The sequence below is a fragment of the Streptomyces sp. NPDC028722 genome (assembly GCF_040637655.1).
Lineage (GTDB): Bacteria > Actinomycetota > Actinomycetes > Streptomycetales > Streptomycetaceae > Streptomyces.
Map to the genome: position 1 here is coordinate 13145 of NZ_JBEZWU010000031.1, position 17809 is coordinate 30953.

A 17809-nucleotide genomic window follows, 5' to 3' on the forward strand; every position below is an offset into this window, starting at 1 on the left:
CCGTGCAAAGCCGTCGTGACCACGTCCACGCGTACCAGTTCGCCACCGGAAGACTCGCGGCCGCGCTGGTGACGGGAGAACCCGCCACGGGGGAACCGCCGGCCCGCCGGAGCGTCCTGGGCGTGATACTCGGAGTTCTCCTCGCGGTCCTCGCCTGTGCCGGATTCGCCGTCTACGGACTGCTCAAACCGGGCGGCAACACCGCCTGGGCCAAACCGAACGCCATCGTCGTGGAGAAGGAGACCGGAACCCGCTTCCTCTACGTCGACGGCGTCCTGCACCCGGTGGCCAACTACGCCTCCGCACTCCTGGGCGCCGCCGGCGGGGGCGGTGGCACCAGCGTGCACACCGTCTCCCGCAACTCGCTGGCCGGTGTGCGCCGTGGGGCGCAGATCGGCATCCCCGCCGCACCGGACTCCGTACCCGAGGCCACGGCGCTGCTGACCGGCGACTGGACCCGATGCCTGACGCCGGGCCGGAACAAGGGCGAGACGCTGGACTTCGCACCCGGCGACCGGCCGGCGGCGCGCGCCCCGGTGACCGGCCGGCGCGCCCTGCTGCGCGCCGCCGACGGCACCCAGTACCTCCTGTGGAACGGCGTCCGGTACCGCCTCGGCGGACGCTCCACCCTCATCGCGCTGCAACTGGACGGGCTGGACCCCCTCCCGGTCCCCGGCGACTGGCTCGCGGCGCTGCCCGCCGGACCCACCGTGGGCGCCGCCGACGTGCCCGGCCGCGGCGGACGGGGCCCCCGTGTCGGTGACCGGCCCGCCCGCATCGGCGACGTGTTCACCTCCGGTGCGGACGGCAAGGGCGCCGCACAGTTCTACGTGCTCCGCTCCGACGGCCTGGCCGCACTGACCCGTACCGAGTTCCAGCTGCTCGCGACCAGCAAGGGCGCGGCCGAGCCCCGCGAGGTGACCCCCCGGGACATCGCCGCCGCCGGCGGCTCGGCCGACCGTTCCCTGCTGCACCGGCTGCCCGACTTCCTCTCGGGCCCCGTCCTGCGCCCGGGCGCCGCGGCCGTGTGCCTGCGTCAGCACGTCACCGGCGGCACCGAGGTGCACACCGCAGTGACCCTGGAGGAACGCCCCGCCGCCACGGCCCCGCCCGTCGACGTCCCCGTCGGCCACGGACTGCTGGCCCAGGCCCTCCCGCTGCCACCGCGCGGTGTCGCCCCGCAGGTGTACCTGGTGACCGAACTGGGCGTGAAGTACCCGCTGGCGGACCTCGACACGGCGTCCGCGCTGGGCTTCGGCGGCGGACAGGCGCGTCCCGTGCCCCGGGCGGTCCTCGACCTCCTGCCCACCGGCCCGGCACTGTCCCGCGCCGGCGCCCTGGCGGCCGTGACCGCCCACCCGTCCGGTACCCCCGCGCCGTCCGCCACCGCCGCAGCGGGCCACTGATGGCACTGGGAGTCCGGCTCCGCCGGGACGCGGAGGCACTCGACCTGGACACCCGCCGGGTCGGCCACACGCTGCTCGTCCACCCCAAGGGCGAGCTGAACGCACAGTCCCTCGCCTTCGCCGGGGGCCTGCCCGCCGACCCCGACCACCAGGTCGTCGTCCTCGATCTGCCCCCCGACCCCGGCGACGCCACCTGGGCGGTCCTCGCCCGGCTGCTGGGCCGCGGCCACCCCGACGGCTACCGGCTGGTCATGGGCCGCGCCCTGCCCGACGGGATCGTGCCCGTCGGTCAGTGGCTCGCCGACCGGCTCGATCGCGCGGTCGTCGTGCCCGACGGCGCGATGGTCCCGGCGGCCGGCGGTGTGCTCTACATCCCCGCCGGCCGCGGACCGGGCTGGGTACGCCTGCTGCCGCGCCGGCCGCCCACCCCCGTCTCGCGCCGCTTCCCGAAACCGGCCTGGGAGTTCACCGTCTCCGACGAGGCCTGGCGGACCAGCGACCGGGCCGTGGTCGATCCCTTGCCCAGCGGGGTGTGGCTGCACGGCGGCGGCCGGGAGGACGGGCTGTCGCCCCACCGGGGCCTGCTGGTGTCCCGGCTGGCGTACCGGCCCGACCTGCTGACCGTCGTCCTCGGCTGCCCGGGCGGGGACGCCCTGTCGCTGGACGACGTCTCCCGCTTCTGGCACTCGCTGCTGCCCGGCGCCCGCGACCTGGTGAGGTTCGTGGCCTACGGGCCCCTCGCGGCACCGGACGGCCCCGGCCCCGGCCAGGCCCTGGCCGACCGGCTCGATGTCCCCGTGACCTTCGACAACGGCCTGCCGGTGAGCCACACCACGGACGACACCCCCGAGGTCCACGCCCTGGACGCCGACGGCTCCCCGGGCTGGGCGGCCTTCGCCCGGCAACTGCGCTTCACCCCGGCCCGGTTCACCGGCGGGCGGCCGACCTCCCCCCAGGTGGTCGGCCACCGGCCGGTGTTCGGCGATCTGCCGGAGATCGCTCCCGGCCGCTACCGGTACGACGAGGCCGTACTGGAGGTGGTGCCCAGCGGCCTGTGGCTGCGTCCGTCCGAGGAACCGGACGAGGCCGCCGTCATCCGCTCGGCCGCGCCGTCCGCCCGGCACGTCAACGTCGTCCTCGGTACCGCCGCGCACACCGGCGGCCGTATGCGCGAACTCGCCGAGCGCCTGCTGCAACGCCTCGACCCCGCACTGCGTGCCCTGGTCAGACTGGTGCCCGCGGCGCAGATGGTCCGGCAGACGAGGACCCGCGAACTGACCCCGGGCCCCGCCGCGCAGGCAGCCACCGGCACGGTCACGGAGCCGACCGCGGCCGCGTACGGAGCCGACGTGCCCGCCCCCGCGCCCGGGACGGCCCCCGCCCCGGCGGCGGCTCCGGCACCCCGGGCCACCGGCCCGCGGGTCCGGTTGGCGACCGCCGCACCGGTCCTCGGCGACGCGTCCGCCGAGCGGGCCCCCCGGACGGCCCCGGCCGGGGCCACACACGGTGACACCGCCCCGGCCGCGGCCACGACGGCCGGGGCGACGCCGCCCGCCGGGACGGCGAGCACCACCGGCCCGGCCCCCGCGGGGGACCGGGGGCCGCTTCCACCCCTCGGTACGGCCGGGCCCGGAGCCGCCCCGACCGGGGATACCGCCCAGGCGCGGGAGTCCGCGCAGGCGGGTCCTGCTGGTGCGTCTTTCGGTGCGGCGGGGTTCGGAGCCCGCGTTGCTGCCGGGACGGGGGATGCCGCCGAGGTGTGGGAGTCCGCGCAGGCGGGTTCTGCCGGTGGGGCCTTTGGCGCGGGGGGGCCCGGAGCCGCCCGGTCCGGGGATGCGGCCCAGGCGCGGGAGTCCGCGCAGGCGGGTTCTGCCGGTGGGGCCTTTGGCGCGGCGGGGTCCGGAGCCGCCCGGTCCGGGGATGCCGCCGAGGCGCGGGAGTCCGCGCAGGCGGGCACTGCCGGTGCCTTCTTCGGTGCTGCCGGGCCCGGCGCGCACGGGCCGGGCCCGGTGGCGGGGGCCACCGCCGCACCGTTCCCCGGCGCCTGCGCGGACGGGCGCGGTGCGCCCGCGTCCGCCGGTTCCGCGGAGCGGACCCCACCGGGCCCGCCGATCCCGCCGGAGGAGCCCGCCGGTCCCGCCCCGGACGGCGTACCGCCCGCCGGGCGGCCCGCCCGCTCCCTGCCCCCGGGGCCGCCCCTGCCCTCGGTCAGGCTGGTCTCGGCCCCCGGCCTCCCCACCCCCGGCCCGGTGCGCGAGCCCGCCACCCCGGACGGCGGGGCGCCCGGCGCGCCCGGCACCGGGCGGCGGGACGAGGGCGCCGACGCGTACCCACGGGCCACCCCCCTCCCGTCGCCGGCGGCATCCGCGCCGTCCCCCGGCGTCCCCGCCCCCACCGAACCGGCGTCCCCGGACGGCGACGCCCTGACCGGCGGTCCCGAGCAGGCACCGGACACGGCGCCGGCCGTGGGCGGCGGGCGACCGGTGCCCCCGGGCGCGGCCGGTGCGCGCGTCCAGGCCGTACCGAGCCCGGCCGCCTGCGCGGTGCCGCCCCGCACGGGCATCGCCCGGGAACGCGAGTGGATGCGCAACGCCTTCCGGCAGCAGTACAACGACGGCGCCGGCACCGTCGCCCGCCTCCTCTCCGAGGCGCCGGGACTGCGCGGGAGCGCCCAGACCCCCACCGAGGACATCCTCACCGACCTGGTGGCGGCCCGCCTCTACCTGCGCGGCGACAGCGCCCTGCTCGACCGTCAGATCCGGGGGGCGACCGTGGGCCCGCACGTCCCGCTCGCCCGCTGTGTGGCCGCGGGACTGCGCAGGCTGCCCTCCTACCGGGGCGCCACCGTCCTGCGCGCCGCCCTCGGCAGCGCCGAGTGGGACTGGTACCGGCGCCGCACCCTCGTCACCGAATGGGCGTTCTGCTGGGCGCTGACCGCCGCCGCACCGGAGGTCCCCGGCGACACCGACCTCCTGATCTGGTCGATGACCGCGCGCCGTACCGCCCTGCTCGACCCGGGCCAGCCGGCCCGCGTGCTGTTCCTGCCCGGTACGGCCTTCAAACTGCTGGCGGTCCGCGACGGCGACCGGCGCACCGTGCTGCTGCGCGAACTGTCCGCCTCGGAGATCTCCGCCGACGGCCGGGTCGACACCGGACGCTCGGCGCTGGACGACATGGCCCTGTCCGGGCTCGAACAGGCGGACCGGGCCTGGCAGGCAGGGGAGGCCGAGACGGCCCCGCGGCTGTCGCCCGAGCAGGCCGTCCGGTTCACCGCCCCGCCCGGACTCGTCCTCCCAGCGCCCCCGGACTCCATCCAGACCCCCGCCCCACCCGGAAAGAGGACAACACCATGAGCCGGCAGATGCTGCTGGTCTCCCAGGACGGCTCCGCGCCCTACCGCACCATCGGGCAGGCCCTGGCCGACGCCGCCGACGGCGCCCTCATCACCATCTCCGCGGGCACCTACCGCGAGGCCCTCGTCATCGACCGGGTCGTCACCCTGGCGGCCGGCTCCGAGGCGGGCAGCGTCCGCGTCGACGGCGGCACCGCCAGCGCGGTGGTGATCGCCGCCGAGGCAGCCCAGCTCAACGGACTCGCCCTGGAGGGCGGCAGCGAGCAGATCCCGGTCGTCGAGGTACGCCACGGCGAGGCGTCCCTCCAGCAGTGCACGGTCTCCGGAGACGCCTGGGCGGGGATCCTCGCCTGGCAGCGGGGGACCCTCATCGCCCGCGCGTGCCGGGTGACGGGAGCCGGCGGGGCGGGCATCGTGGTGACGTCGGCCGGTGCCAACGTCGTGGAACAGACCACGGTGGCCCAGACCCTGTCCTCCGCGATCGTGGTCGCCGAACGCGGACGGCTGACCGTGCGCGACTGCCGCCTGGAGCAGCCCGGCGGCAACGGCGTCTGCGTCAACGGAAACGCCCGAGCCGTCGTCGAGACCACCGAGATCACCGCCAGCGGGCAGCCCGCCCTGGTCGTCGAGCAGAACGGCGGTGCCGAGATGCGCGCGGTCACCGTGACCGCCAGCGCGGGACTCGACGCCTACCTCACCAGCCGCGGCGAGGTCGTCCTCACCGACTGTGTGTTCACCGGCTCCGGCGCCGAGTCCGTCCTCGTCGGCGGTGGCTCGGCCCCGGCGCTGCGCGGCTGCGCGATGACGGGAGCCGCTCGCACCGGCGTGCGGATCACGGAGTCCGCCAAGCCGTACCTGGACGGCTGCCAGGTGGCCAGCTCACCCGTCGGCATCCGGGTGGACGGCGGCAGCGGGCCCGTGCTGCGGTCGGTCCGGGTCAGTGACGCGAGTGGCGAGGCACTGCTGGTCACCGACGGCGCCACCGTGGAGGGTGAGGGGCTGTCGGTCTCCGGCGGCACCGGCGTCCGCGTGGCCGGCGGTGCCGGACTGGCGCTGCGCGACACGGAGGTGGCGGCCGGGTCCGGCCCGGCCGTCGACGTCCGCGAGGGCGCGAACGCCCGGCTCACCGGCGTACGCCTCGGCGCCTCGGGGGGCCCGGGCCTGGCGGTCGCCGGGGCCACCGCCGTCGCCGAGGCGTGTGTCCTGCGGGACTGCGGAGTGCTCGTCGCAGCCGACGCGCGGGCGGAGCTGAAGGACACCGAGGTCGTCGCGGCGGAAGCGGACGGCGTACGGGTCGCGGGCGGTGGCGACCTCACGGCCGTCGGCTGCCGGATCCACGGCGCCCACGGCCACGGGGTGCACATCCAGGCCGGCGGTCGCGCCGATCTCGCCCACTGCGTGGTGTTCGACAACACCGGGGACGGCATCCGCACCAACACCGAGGAGCCGGTGCGGATCCAGGACTGCGAGCTGCGGGACAACGGTGGCCAGGCACTCCACCAGCTGCGCCTGAACCCCCGCCTCGACGCCGTGAACGTGACCGGGGCGGACGCCGGCGGGGCCGCGCAGCCGGAGGGGGGACACCGCTGGTCGGACGCCGGGAACGTCCCCTCCGGCCAGGACGGGCAGCCCACCGCGCGGCACGCCGGCACCGGCCCGCTGGCCGAGATGGACGCGCTCGTCGGCCTGGAGAGCGTCAAACAGGAGGTCACCGCCCTCATCAACCTCAACAAGATGGCCCGTCGACGCGAGGAGATGGGCCTGCCCATGCCGCCGATGAGCCGGCACCTGGTGTTCGCCGGCCCACCCGGCACCGGCAAGACCACGGTGGCCCGTCTCTACGGCGCCGTCCTCGCCGAACTCGGCATCCTCACCCAGGGCCACATGGTGGAGGTGTCCCGCGCCGACCTGGTCGCCCAGATCATCGGCGGTACGGCCATCAAGACCACGGAGGTCTTCAAGCGGGCTCTGGGCGGTGTGCTGTTCATCGACGAGGCGTACACCCTGACCAACCAGTCCAAGGGCACCGGCCCGGACTTCGGTCAGGAGGCCGTCGAGACCCTGATGAAGCTCATGGAGGACCACCGCGACGAGGTCGTGGTCATCGCCGCCGGCTACTCCGAGCACATGGACCAGTTCCTGGCCTCCAACCCCGGCATGGCCTCGCGCTTCTCCCGCACGGTGGAGTTCCCCAACTACACGGTCGGGGAACTGGTCACCATCGTGCGGGGCCTGTGCGGCAAGCACTTCTACGAACTCACCGACGGAGCCCTGGAGGCGGTGGGCCGCTACTTCACACACATCCCGAAGGGGCCCACGTTCGGCAACGGCCGGGTGGCCCGCCAGGTCTTCGAATCGATGATCAACAGACAGGCGTCGCGGCTCGCCGTCTCCCAGCCGGGCAGCGACTCCGAGCTGAGCCGGCTCACCGAGGCCGACGTCGAAACGGTGCCCCGGGCCCCCGCCCGCCCGGACGACGGCGCCGCCGTGGACACGGCGCCGGGCCAGGCTCCGCCGGACGCCGCGGCCGGCCGCGCCATCGCCCGCATCGCCGGGCTCGTCGGCCTGGACGACGCGCGCCGGACGCTCCAGGAGCGCCTGGCGGCACTGGTGACGCCGCGCGGTGGCGGCGAGGCGCCGGCCGGACGGGCCAACCTGGTGTTCGCCGGTCCCGAGGGCAGCGGCCGGGACGCGGTGGCGGTGCTGTACGCCCGGGCGCTGGCCGAACTCGGCCTGCTGCCCACCGGTACGGTGCACCGGGCGCCGCTGTCCGCCTGGCCGGCCCGCTGGCCCGGCCAGGCGGAGGCCAATGTGCTGACCGCGTTCGACGAGGCGGCGGGCGGTGTACTGGTGCTGGAACTCGACGAGTCCTTCGGTGCCCGCACGCTCCCCGAGCGCACCGCGCTGGTCACCGCGGTACGGGACATGGCCGCGGTCCAGGACGATGTCGTGCTGGTCCTCTCCGGCGAGCCCGGTCCGCTGGCCGGTTTCCTGGGCACCGCGCCGGGAGCCGATCTGGCCGGTGCCTTCGCGGGGCGGATCGATTTCGCGCCGTACTCGCCCGGGGAACTGGCGCTACTGGCCGTACGGCGGCTGACGGCGTCCGGTCTGGAGGCCGGCGACGGGATGCTCGAGGCCCTGGCCGAGCACTTCACCCGGTCTCCCGCGGCGCGCGGGGCCTTCGACGCGCACGCCTTCGCCGACCGGCTGGCCGATCTGGCGGTCTCGCGCGTCCTGCGCGGCACCGACGTGTCCGGCCTGCTCGACTCGCTCGACGAGGACGCCCTGGACGACGCGCCGGAGACGACGACGGTCCCCGCCTAGGGTGCGTCGGTCGGATCAGGGCGCGGGGTGTCGACGGTGCCTGTCAGCGGGGTTGAGCGGGGTCCGGTGCGTGTGGCCGCGAGGCGGAGGAGGGCGGCGACGCGGAGCGTCTTCAACCGACGACAACGCCGCCGACGCGCGTGCTCCGGCGCCGGAGCGCACGGGCAGAGAGCCTGTCACACCGGGCAGGACAGGCATCTGCCGCTGTGCTTCGGCGCGGTCGGCGAACAGGATGGAAACACGCGGGCAACGAGCTTCGCGGCACTCTCGAGCTGACTGGAGGAATCGGTATGGCATCGCCCAACGAGGCCGTAGACCTACTTGGAATGCAGCAGTCTGCACAGGTCCACCTGCAGACTCTGGAGAATCACAGGGCGTCCTACCAGCGTATGAGGGAGCTGGCCAGCAGGGCGGAGCAGGGGTGGCGGGGTGAGGCCGGCACCGCGTTCCAGCAGGCCCTGGAAGGATGGATGGCCAACTACCAGAAGGTCGGCTCGGTCCTCGACGAGATGCACCAGCGCATCATCGGGACGGGGAACGCCCAGACCCAGGCGCACCAGGCGACCACGCAGACCGCCACCTCCCTGGCCAGCGCGACCGTAGCGCCCGTCAAGCTCAAGGGCTTCTGACCGGCCGATCCCACCGGCTTTCGCGCGGTGCCGGGAACGCACCCGTAGGAGCACTGCGCGCCACTCATCGAGGAGATACACATGGCCGAGACCTATGGGGTCGACTGGCAGGCCTTCAACGAGACGCTGACACAGTTGAGCACTGTACAGTCGGAGATCAACGAGCTCAACCAGCAGTTCGCCGGCGGCAACACCAAGGCGCTCACCGGCTGGGTCAGTGACGTCAAGGAACTGTTCGACCAGCACAAGATCAACTGGAACCAGACCGTCGCCGAGATGCAGGCGCAGGCCGAGGCCGCCCAGAAGGCCGCCACACAGTGCCGGGAGGAGTACCTCCAGGCCCATAACTACGGCGTCAAGACCTGGGGCGGCTGATCGTGGCAGCCATACCGGTCCGACCCGACACCCCCGGGGGGAAGGACCCCGCTCCGGACCCCGGGCCGCCGCAGGCCTGGGACCCCACGACCGTTCACAAGCCGGACACGGTCAACAACCCCGACAGTGGCGGCGTGCCGGCTGCGCCGCCCGTCCCCAGGACCGGCGGGGGCGGCTCCGGCAAGGAAGCCGTGAACACGGCCTCCATGGACCAGTTCGCCAAGAACGTCGCCGCACTCGTGCCGCGGGTCATCGAGGCACGCAACCGGATGGCGTCCGGCTCGGCCTCCGTGGTGCACCCGGGCGCCTTCTACGACGCCTACCAGCTGCGGTCCAACACCTCGGGTGCCAACGGCGGCGGCGGCCTCCAGCAGCGGTACTACAACGTCCTCGCCGACCTCGCGGAAGGCCTCCAGGACATCAGCGACGGAATGCACTCCGTCAGCAAGAAATACACGACGGCCTCCCAGCTCGCCAAGATGAAGACCAGCGACCTCCAGGAACTGCTGAGTGACGCCCTGGCGGACTTCCAGCGGCTGGGCACCGACAGCGGTGCGACCGCCGGCTCCACCGGCGGTTCGTCGGGTGGTTCGGGCTCCGGTGGCGGCAACAACACCGGCAGTGGCAGCACAACGTAATCGATGTACCCGCCGCTGTGGGCGGCACCGGGCACCGGTGCCGCCCACAGCGGCTCAGGCATGGACGTAATCAGCGCTCGGTCCCTCCGCGTCGTCGTGCTCGCGTGCCGGAGGCCGAGGCCCCAGACGAGAGCGCAGGCTTATGCCGGACTACAACCAGGGTGGATTCCACGACGACGGCACCGGGATCTACGCCGACCCCACGGTCCAGGGCTCACCGTCCGACTACGACGGCTGGGACTGGAAGCAGATCATGGCGGCCATCACGGGCGGCTCCGCCCTGGTGCCCGGTGAGGGCGGCGACGGGCGCGCGTCGTCGGTGTCCTCACCGCAGACCCTGGTGAAGGCGGCGAACGACTTCCAGTTCGTGCAGGAGGTCATGGCGATGGTCGCCAAGAGCCTGGCCGACCAGGCCAAGGCCCTGGCCGGCGGCAACGGCGCGCCCTGGCAGGGCGGCGCGGCGGACGCCTTCATGGACGCGATGACCACGTTCTCCAAGCAGGTCGCCTCGAACGCCGAAGCCCTGGGGGGCGGTTCCACCGGCAGTTCGGTCGCCCAGAACCTCGTCTGGAGCGCCAACGCGCTGTCGGTCGCCCAGGCCAACATCCACTCCATCGACGCCTGGTACGCCAACCAGGCCGCCCGGCTCGGCGTCAAGCCCATGGCCAACGGCCTCATGCCGATCAGCCAGAAGCCCGAGCTGGTGCAGATGATGACGGACGACATGCGGGCCGAGCTGAAGAAGCTCGCCTCCAACTACGCCCAGGTGAGCCAGAACCTCGGCCGTGTGCAGCCCAAGCCGGTGGTCTCGCCGACCAAGAACCCCGACGGCACGGGCGGTGGCAGCGGCGGCAAGGACGACACCAAGCTGCCCGACCTCCATCCCGACACGAACACGGGAGGCGGCAGCGGCGGTCCCGACCTGAGCAAGCTGGGAGGGGGGTCGGGCGGTGGTGCGTCCACACCGGACCTCAGCTCGCTGAACACCGGTGGCGGGGGAGGAGGCGGTACGGGTTCGCCGTCGCCGTTCCCCGGCGGCACCTCCCTGCCCGACCTGCCCACGACCGGCGGAGGAGGAACCGGGGACCTCGGAGGCACCGGAACGATCTCCCCCTTCCCCGGTGGCACCTCGGCCGGGAGCACGGGGGCCGGGAACGGCGGGGCTGCTTCGCCGGAGCTGAACATCCCCGACACGGGTACGGGGAACACCGGCACCCCGGGCGGTTCCGTGGACCCGTTCACCGGGGGTGCCACGATGCCCGACCTGCCCACCGGGACCGGTGGCACGGGAACGGGCGGCGGCACCGGCACGGTCGAGCCGTTCCCCGGCTCCACGGGCACCGGTTCGATCGGCGTCCCCGACCCGTTCCCCGGCTCCACGGGCACAGGTTCGACCGGCGTCCCCGACCCGTTCCCGGGCTCCACGGGCACCGGTTCGACCGGCCTCCCCGACCCGTCCACGGGCACCGGCACGGGTGCCGGCAGTGCCCTTCCCCTGCCCGGATTCGGCTCCGTGACCACGCCGTCGGCGGGAAGCCCCGGCAACTCGACGGCGGGCCAGAGCCTGACCGAACCCGTCTCGGCCTGGACCGGCGGCGCCCAGACGCCGCAGCTGGGAACCGGCGGTACGGGGACCGCTCTTCCGGAGACCGGCGGCGTCGGCGTTCCGGAGGCCGGAACGATCGGTACGCCGGAGATCGGGACCGTCGGCGGCACCGGAGCCGCGGCGCTGCCGAGCGACCTTGTGAGCGGTGCCCCCGGCCTCGGCACGCCCTCCGCGATGCCGTCCTCCGGCCTCGTCTCCGCACCGGGCCTGCCCGACGCCACGGCGTCGGGTTCCACCGGGGGTGCCGGGATGCCGATGATGCCGATGGCTCCGGGTATGGGGTCGTCGGGGGCTGGTGGGCAGGGGTCTGCGGGGGCTGAACGGCCGGATGCCTCTGGTTTGTTGGGTGGTGAGGTGAGGCCGTGGGCCGGTGCTGGCGAGCTGGGTGGTCTGCCGGAGGTGGAGCCGGTGGCGGGTGTGTCGGCCGGTGGTGCGGGGCTGTCGGGGCTGGGTGCGGTGGAGCCGGTCGCGGGTCTTGCGGAGGTGCCGGGGGCGGTGTCGTCGTCGGGGGTGCCGGGTGCGGGGGAGAGCGGTGGGGCGGGTGCCGGAATGCCGATGATGCCGATGGCTCCGGGTATGGGGTCGCCGGGGGCTGGTGGGCAGGGGTCTGCGGGGGCTGAACGGCCGGATGCCTCTGGTTTGTTGGGTGGTGAGGTGAGGCCGTGGGCCGGTGCTGGCGAGCTGGGTGGTCTGCCGGAGGTGGAGCCGGTGGCGGGTGTGTCGGCCGGTGGTGCGGGGCTGTCGGGGCTGGGTGCGGTGGAGCCGGTCGCGGGTCTTGCGGAGGTGCCGGGGGCGGTGTCGTCGGGGGTGCCGGGTGTGGGGGAGAGCGGTGGGGCGGGTGCCGGAATGCCGATGATGCCGATGGCTCCGGGTATGGGGTCGTCGGGGGCTGGTGGGCAGGGGTCCGCGGGGGCTGAACGGCCGGATGCCTCTGGTTTGTTGGGTGGTGAGGTGAGGCCGTGGGCCGGTGCTGGCGAGCTGGGTGGTCTGCCGGAGGTGGAGCCGGTGGCGGGTGCGGCGGCCGGTGGTGCGGGCCTGTCGGGACTGGACACGGGGCAGGAGGCCGCTCGGACCCCGGAGGCGGCGACGCTGTCGTCGTCCGGGGTACCGGGCGCGGGCGAGACGGCTGGGGCGGGCGCCGGGACGCCGTACATGCCGATGATGCCGGGCACGGGGGCGGCGGGCGCCGGGACCGCGGGCGCCTCGCAGGGCGAACGGCCAGACTCCTCCGGGCTGCTGGAGGCGGCTGCCACGCCATGGACCGGCGATGCGGAAGCGGACGCCGAGGCGGAAGCCACCCCGGTGGCCGGCGCGCCGTCCGGTGGTTCCACCCTGTCGGGCACGGCCGCCACCTCGCCGGCAACGCCCGTACCGGTACTGCCCCTGCCGGTGGCCCCGGCGGCGCGCGGCGGCACGGAAGGCCGGCGGGCGGGCACGTATGACACGGTGGGCGAAACCACCGCGTCGTCCGCGCTGACGGGCGGCTCGGCGGCTGTGTGGTCGTCCGGCCGGGACGCGGAGACGGCGGCCCCGCCGGTTCCCGCCGCACCGCAGGAGCCGCAGCCCACGGCCCTCCCGGCCGGCGTTCCGGCTCCCTCGGCCGCGTGGACGTCCGCCGCGACCACCCCGGGAGCGCAGACGTTGGAGGCGGCACCCGGCGTACCGGCGGAGTCCGCCGCACTGCCGGACCTGCCCGACGACCGTGTCCCGGTGCTGGCGCAGAGCGAGGCCGCGGACGACACCGCCACCTGGGACGTGGCGGCGGCCGGCTTCGGCATGCTGATGCTCGCGTTCGCCGGCCAGGGCTCGGCCGACGCCGGGCACCAGGAGAGCACCTCCGGGTACGCGGTCGCCGCGCCGGCCGTCTGGGACGCGGAGGGCGCGGGGGCCGTCCGTACGGCCGAGCGCACGGTGGACCCGGGCACCGCTCCCTTCGCCGAGCCGGAGCTGACCACCTGGCGGCCTGCCGCCCGGGCCGCCACGACCGCCCAGGGCGGGTCGGCCCCGGGCACCGCTCCCGACGTCGAGATCCGCTGCGGCAACGGGGGCGGCGAGCTGCCGGACGAGCCGGAGGCCACGGGCGCGGGACCCGGCGCGGACGGCGAGCAGGAGGACGACGACGCCGAGGACCAGGGCATGGTCGGCCTGCTGACCCAGGACGCCTCGACCTGGGGCACCCGCCCCGTCGTACCGGACTCCATCGGTTAGGCGCCGCCCGGACGGCGTGTTCCTCACCCGTGCCGTGCCGGACGGCCGCCCGCCGTCCGGCACGGGCGGCTCACCCCGCCTCATCCGCACACCGGCCGTCCCCGGCCGCCCAGGAAACGGACCCATGAGCGACAGCAGCACCACACGTACCGCCGCACCCGCCGCACCCGCCGAACCGGCCCTGCCGGAACCGCCCGAGGACATCCGGGAGGCCGCACGCCAGGCTCCCGACCACTGGTTGGGGATGGTCGACCCGGCCTGGGAGGAGACGGAGGGACCGCCGCCTGGCTGGGCCGTCATCGGCCGGTGGCGCTCGGACGCCACCGGGGAGATCGTCGAGTGGCAGGAGAACGACACCTACCGCCCCTCACCCGCCGCGCTGGGCTGGGCCCCGCCCACGGACCCGACGGACCACGCGGTGCAGCGGGCCGCCACCGGCTACGGCCGCCCCGAGGAGGTCGTACGGGCCCTCGCCGGCAGTGAACTCGCGGTGCTCGTCCGTCCCGACGGCGCGGTCGTCACCACCGTGACACCGGAGGGCACCCCGGTGCTGCCCGCCTTCACCGCCCAGCCCCAGGTGGACGCGGCCGGCCGGCTGGCGTACCAGGTGCTGCCCTGCCGGGACGTCGTCGCGCTCCTCCCGCCCGACCACCTGCTCTACCTCAACCCGGCCGGCGCCGTCTCCCTCGCGGTGGAGACACAACCGCTCCTCGATGCCCTGGCCCGGCCCGGGGAGCCCGACTGAACCTTCCGCTCCCGCACGGCCCGCGTCTGTTCGGACAACGCGGGTGTTCGTGCGGGCACGCCTCATGAGCTGCGGTTCTCTCCGACCCCCGGCCGTGTTTGAGTGAACGCACCAGATGCTGCGAACGCAGTGTCCGACCGCATGAGGAGCGCGCAGGTGTCCACGCCGTTCGACGAGCAGATCGAGGAACTGCGAGCGGGTTACCAGGCCCAGCTGGCGCAGGTCGGTGAACTCCAGCGCCGCATGCGCGAGGTGACGGGCACCGCCACGGCCAAGGCGCAGGCCATGAAGGTCACGGTCGGCCCGCAGGGTGAGGTGCTGTCCGTGGAGTTCCCCACCGGTGCCTACCGCAACATGGCCCCCAAGGAGCTGGCGGATCTGGTGGTCTCCACCGTCCATGAGGCTCGGGGGAAGGCCACCGCCGCCCTCGCCGAGGTCATGGCCCCGCACCTGCCCGACGGCATCGACGCGGCCCAACTGCTGCGGGGTACGGCCGATGTGGCGCAGCTGATGCCGCCGGAGCCGGCCATGCCCGACGGGGTGCGGGAGTACGTGGACCAGGGGCGCGTGGGGCGCCGGATCGGTGAAGGACCCCGCATCGCACGCAACTGATCCGTTCCGCCGGCCTCGTGCGCCCCGGCCCGTCCGCACCACGCCCGCAGGCCCGGCCACCGGCCCACTCCCTGACCCGTCCGTCCAGAAACGAGCCCTCCCATGCCTGAGAAGTTCGTCGTCAACCCCGACGGCATCCAGCGCGCGAGCGTGCCGCTCGTAGCCCTGGCCGAACGCCTGGGAGGGGCCTTCCAGCAGGCCGCGGCACGGCTGGCCGCGGACGGGTCGAAGGCGTGGGGGAACGACAAGCCCGGTCAGCGGTTCGCGAGCGGCTACGTCCCGGCCGCCGAGGACATCATCAAGGCCGGCAGCGGGGTGAGCGAGGTGCTCGACACGTCCGCCGAGAACCTGCGGAGCATGGCGGAGGTCCTCGCGCGCGCCAACGAGGCGGCGAAGTCGACCACGGGCCGGCTCAACGGGCGGCTCGGCGGCACCCAGGGCCGGGGCGGCGGTGGCGGTGGCGGGCGCGGCGGCCGCGCATGAGCCCCGTCCCCGAGCCCCTTCGATGGGCCGCGCTCATCACCGGCACGGAGCTGCCGAAAGCCGATCCCGCCCTGCTGCGGCAGCAGGGCGAGGTCTGGGGCAACCTGGCCCGGCAGGTCGAGGGCATGATGGGCGAGGTCAACGCCGTCCGCACCACCGTGCTGTCCAACGTCAACGGCGAGCCGGCCGAGGCGTTCGACGCGTACATGCGGGCGCTGGGCACGACGCTGCCCGCGCTGGCCAAGGCGGCCGACGGACTGCGCCTGAAGAGTGACGAGTTCGCCCTGGAGGTCGAGCACGCCACCTACATGGTCGAGGCGATGCTCGCCTGGATGCTCGTCGAACTGGCCTTCCTGGCGAACACGCTGTTCGGGCTCGCCGCCGTGCCCGCCCTGATCACCGGCGTACGGCAGGTGATCCAGGCGATCCTGCGACGGCTGCTCATGTCGGCGGCCGTCGGCGCGGCCTCCATGACGGGGCTGGAGACGCTTCTCCAGGGCATCGAGATCCTCAAGGGCACCCGCAAGCACCTGGACCCGAACGCCATCAAGAACATGGCCCTCGGCGGAGCCATCGGGGGCGCGGCGTTCGGCGCGATATCCGGCGTCGCCTCCCACTTCGTGCCCAAGTTCGCCAACTCGCTCATCGGACGCACCGCGATCGGCGGCGTGTCCGGCGTGGTCGGCGGTGCGGCGGTCAACGCGGCGCTCGGCGCCGAGCAGGACCTGGGACTGGCGTTTCTGGCCGGTGCGGCCGGCGCCATGCTCGGTGCCCCCGGCACGGCGGGGGGCCGCAGGCAGGACGCCACACCGACGGAGGGGCTCGCCGACGCGGTCAAGTCGCTGTCCACCAAGGCGCCACTCACCCCGCCCGAGGGCGTGAACAGCACCGAGCTGTCCGTCCTCGGTGGCGGCTCCGGTGGCCCGGGCGGCAAGGACCTCGCCCCGACCGCCCCGGGCTCCGGTACGGGCACGCCGGGCGTCGTACGGAACACGGCGACGCCCGGCCCGGACACGGTGACCGGCGCCCCCGGTGCCGTACGGACCGAGGCGCCGTCGTCCGGCCCCGGTGAGCACACCGCCGACCGTCCGCCGGCCTCGTCCCTGTCGTCCACCCCTGAGACCGCCGTCGCCGCGCCCGCGACAGCCGTCCCTGCGGGCGCGGGGACGGCACGTGGCGCCGAGGCACCGGGCACGGCCGGAAACCGTGCCTCGCGGACGACTCCGGAGGCCGCCGGTGGCGCCCCGGACCCCACCGTGACCGCCGCCGTGCCGCCGGTCGTGCGGGAAGCCGCGGTCCTGCCCGGCTTCGAGAGCGAGCCCGCCACGGCCGCGGGCGGCACCGGAGGCCGCGCGGGGGCGGCCGATCCGGCGGCGCCCGAGCAGGTACGGGCCGTACCCGGCCCTGACCGGACACCGTCCGGAACGGCTGCGCCGCCCGTGGTCAGGACGGGCGGTACGGAAGCCGCGCCGGACGCGGGGGCGGTACGGACGGAGGGTGCCGCGACCGTTGACGGCGGCGCCGCGGCACCGGGCCGGGACGCGGGCGCCGGTGCCGGGGAGCTGCCGGGTCGTACGGTCCACGGTGCCGGCGACGGGGCCACCGCTGTGCGCGGTACGGCGGTGGCGCCGGACGCGGTGGTCACGCGGCCCGAGCGCGCCGGGGCCGCCGAGGCGAACGTGGCGCCGGATCGTACGGCCGTCGGCACCGGCGGGGAGACCACCGGGGTTCGCGCCGCGGACGCGGGTGTCTCGACCGGCGGCGGCGTGGCGCCGGGCCGGCCCGCGGAAGCGGGCCAGGGTGCGGATGCGGGCGCCGGCGGAGCGGGTGAAGTGCCGGGCCGTACGGTGGCCCGCACCGCCGGGGAGGCTGCCGCGAGCGGTGGAGGACCGGCGTCCGGCCTGCGACCCGGTGCCACCGATGCCGTGCCGGCGGCTGCCGGAAGGCCGGAGGGCCTGACGCGCGGCACCGAGACGCCTGCGGGCGCCGCCGGAAACGCCGTGACCCCCAGGCCGTCCGTCACCGAACAGCCCGGAGCCGCTGCCGGCGGCACCGGGACTCCCGCGGTCCGTACCGAGGCGGCACCGGGCGCCGGTGCCGGGGCGCGGCCGGGTGAGGGATCTGTCTCGGCTGGGCGCTCCGGGGTGGAGCCGGGACCGGGGCGTGAGGTTTCCGGGAGCGGACCGGGTGCGCGTGCCGACGCCGGGGGCGTGGGGGTCTCCGCGCCGCGTGCCGAGGCGGCTGCGGGTGTCGGTGGGGGAGTGCGTCCGGGAGGGGTGGGCGACGGGGCCGGTTCGGGTGTACGTGTCTCGGGGGAGCCCGTAGGGGCGGGCCCGGGCGTCGGTGTGCGGCCGGACGCGGTGGTCCGCGGCGGCGGGGACGGACGGCCCGTGGTGGCGGGGCGGACCGTGTCGGACGTGCGTACCGAGGG

Annotated in this window: 10 protein-coding genes and 1 pseudogene; all 11 read left to right on the plus strand. The window is 75.4% G+C overall.

The window, feature by feature from the left end; translation table 11 throughout:
- Positions 1–2: 2 nt before the first annotated feature.
- Positions 3–1406: a type VII secretion protein EccB gene (gene eccB / locus AB0F03_RS32445; RefSeq protein WP_361998603.1), complete on the plus strand. Its 1404-nt coding sequence runs from the start codon at positions 3–5 to the stop codon at positions 1404–1406.
- Positions 1406–4759, plus strand: a complete 3354-nt coding sequence (locus AB0F03_RS32450) for a hypothetical protein (RefSeq protein WP_361998606.1) — start codon at positions 1406–1408, stop codon at positions 4757–4759. The genes eccB and AB0F03_RS32450 overlap by 1 nt, the downstream gene beginning before the upstream one ends.
- Complete coding sequence (locus tag AB0F03_RS32455) at positions 4756–8082, plus strand: right-handed parallel beta-helix repeat-containing protein (protein WP_361998609.1); 3327 nt, start codon at positions 4756–4758, stop codon at positions 8080–8082. Before AB0F03_RS32450 ends, AB0F03_RS32455 begins: the two co-directional genes overlap by 4 nt.
- A 326-nt stretch (positions 8083–8408) precedes the next feature.
- Positions 8409–8711, plus strand: coding sequence for a WXG100 family type VII secretion target (locus AB0F03_RS32460; protein WP_361998611.1), 303 nt, complete (start codon positions 8409–8411; stop codon positions 8709–8711).
- A gap of 81 nt (positions 8712–8792) precedes the next feature.
- Positions 8793–9086 carry a hypothetical protein gene (locus AB0F03_RS32465; RefSeq protein ID WP_361998614.1) on the plus strand — a complete coding sequence of 98 codons (294 nt, stop codon included), beginning with the start codon at positions 8793–8795 and terminating at the stop codon, positions 9084–9086.
- A 134-nt stretch (positions 9087–9220) separates the two neighbouring features.
- Positions 9221–9724 carry a hypothetical protein gene (locus AB0F03_RS32470; protein WP_361998616.1) on the plus strand — a complete coding sequence of 168 codons (504 nt, stop codon included), beginning with the start codon at positions 9221–9223 and terminating at the stop codon, positions 9722–9724.
- A gap of 142 nt (positions 9725–9866) precedes the next feature.
- Complete coding sequence (locus AB0F03_RS32475) at positions 9867–13538, plus strand: hypothetical protein (protein ID WP_361998619.1); 3672 nt, start codon at positions 9867–9869, stop codon at positions 13536–13538.
- 124 nt (positions 13539–13662) lie between these two features.
- Positions 13663–14283: a type VII secretion system-associated protein gene (locus AB0F03_RS32480; protein ID WP_361998621.1), complete on the plus strand. Its 621-nt coding sequence runs from the start codon at positions 13663–13665 to the stop codon at positions 14281–14283.
- A gap of 156 nt (positions 14284–14439) precedes the next feature.
- The gene (locus AB0F03_RS32485; protein ID WP_361998624.1) at positions 14440–14895 is read left to right on the plus strand and encodes a YbaB/EbfC family nucleoid-associated protein; all 456 of its coding nucleotides are present in this window, start codon (positions 14440–14442) and stop codon (positions 14893–14895) included.
- Between the two features lie 102 nt (positions 14896–14997).
- Positions 14998–15378, plus strand: a complete 381-nt coding sequence (locus tag AB0F03_RS32490) for a hypothetical protein (RefSeq protein ID WP_361998626.1) — start codon at positions 14998–15000, stop codon at positions 15376–15378.
- A pseudogene (locus AB0F03_RS32495) lies at positions 15375–17809 on the plus strand (hypothetical protein); the annotation flags it as partial. The gene AB0F03_RS32490 and the pseudogene AB0F03_RS32495, both read left to right, overlap by 4 nt.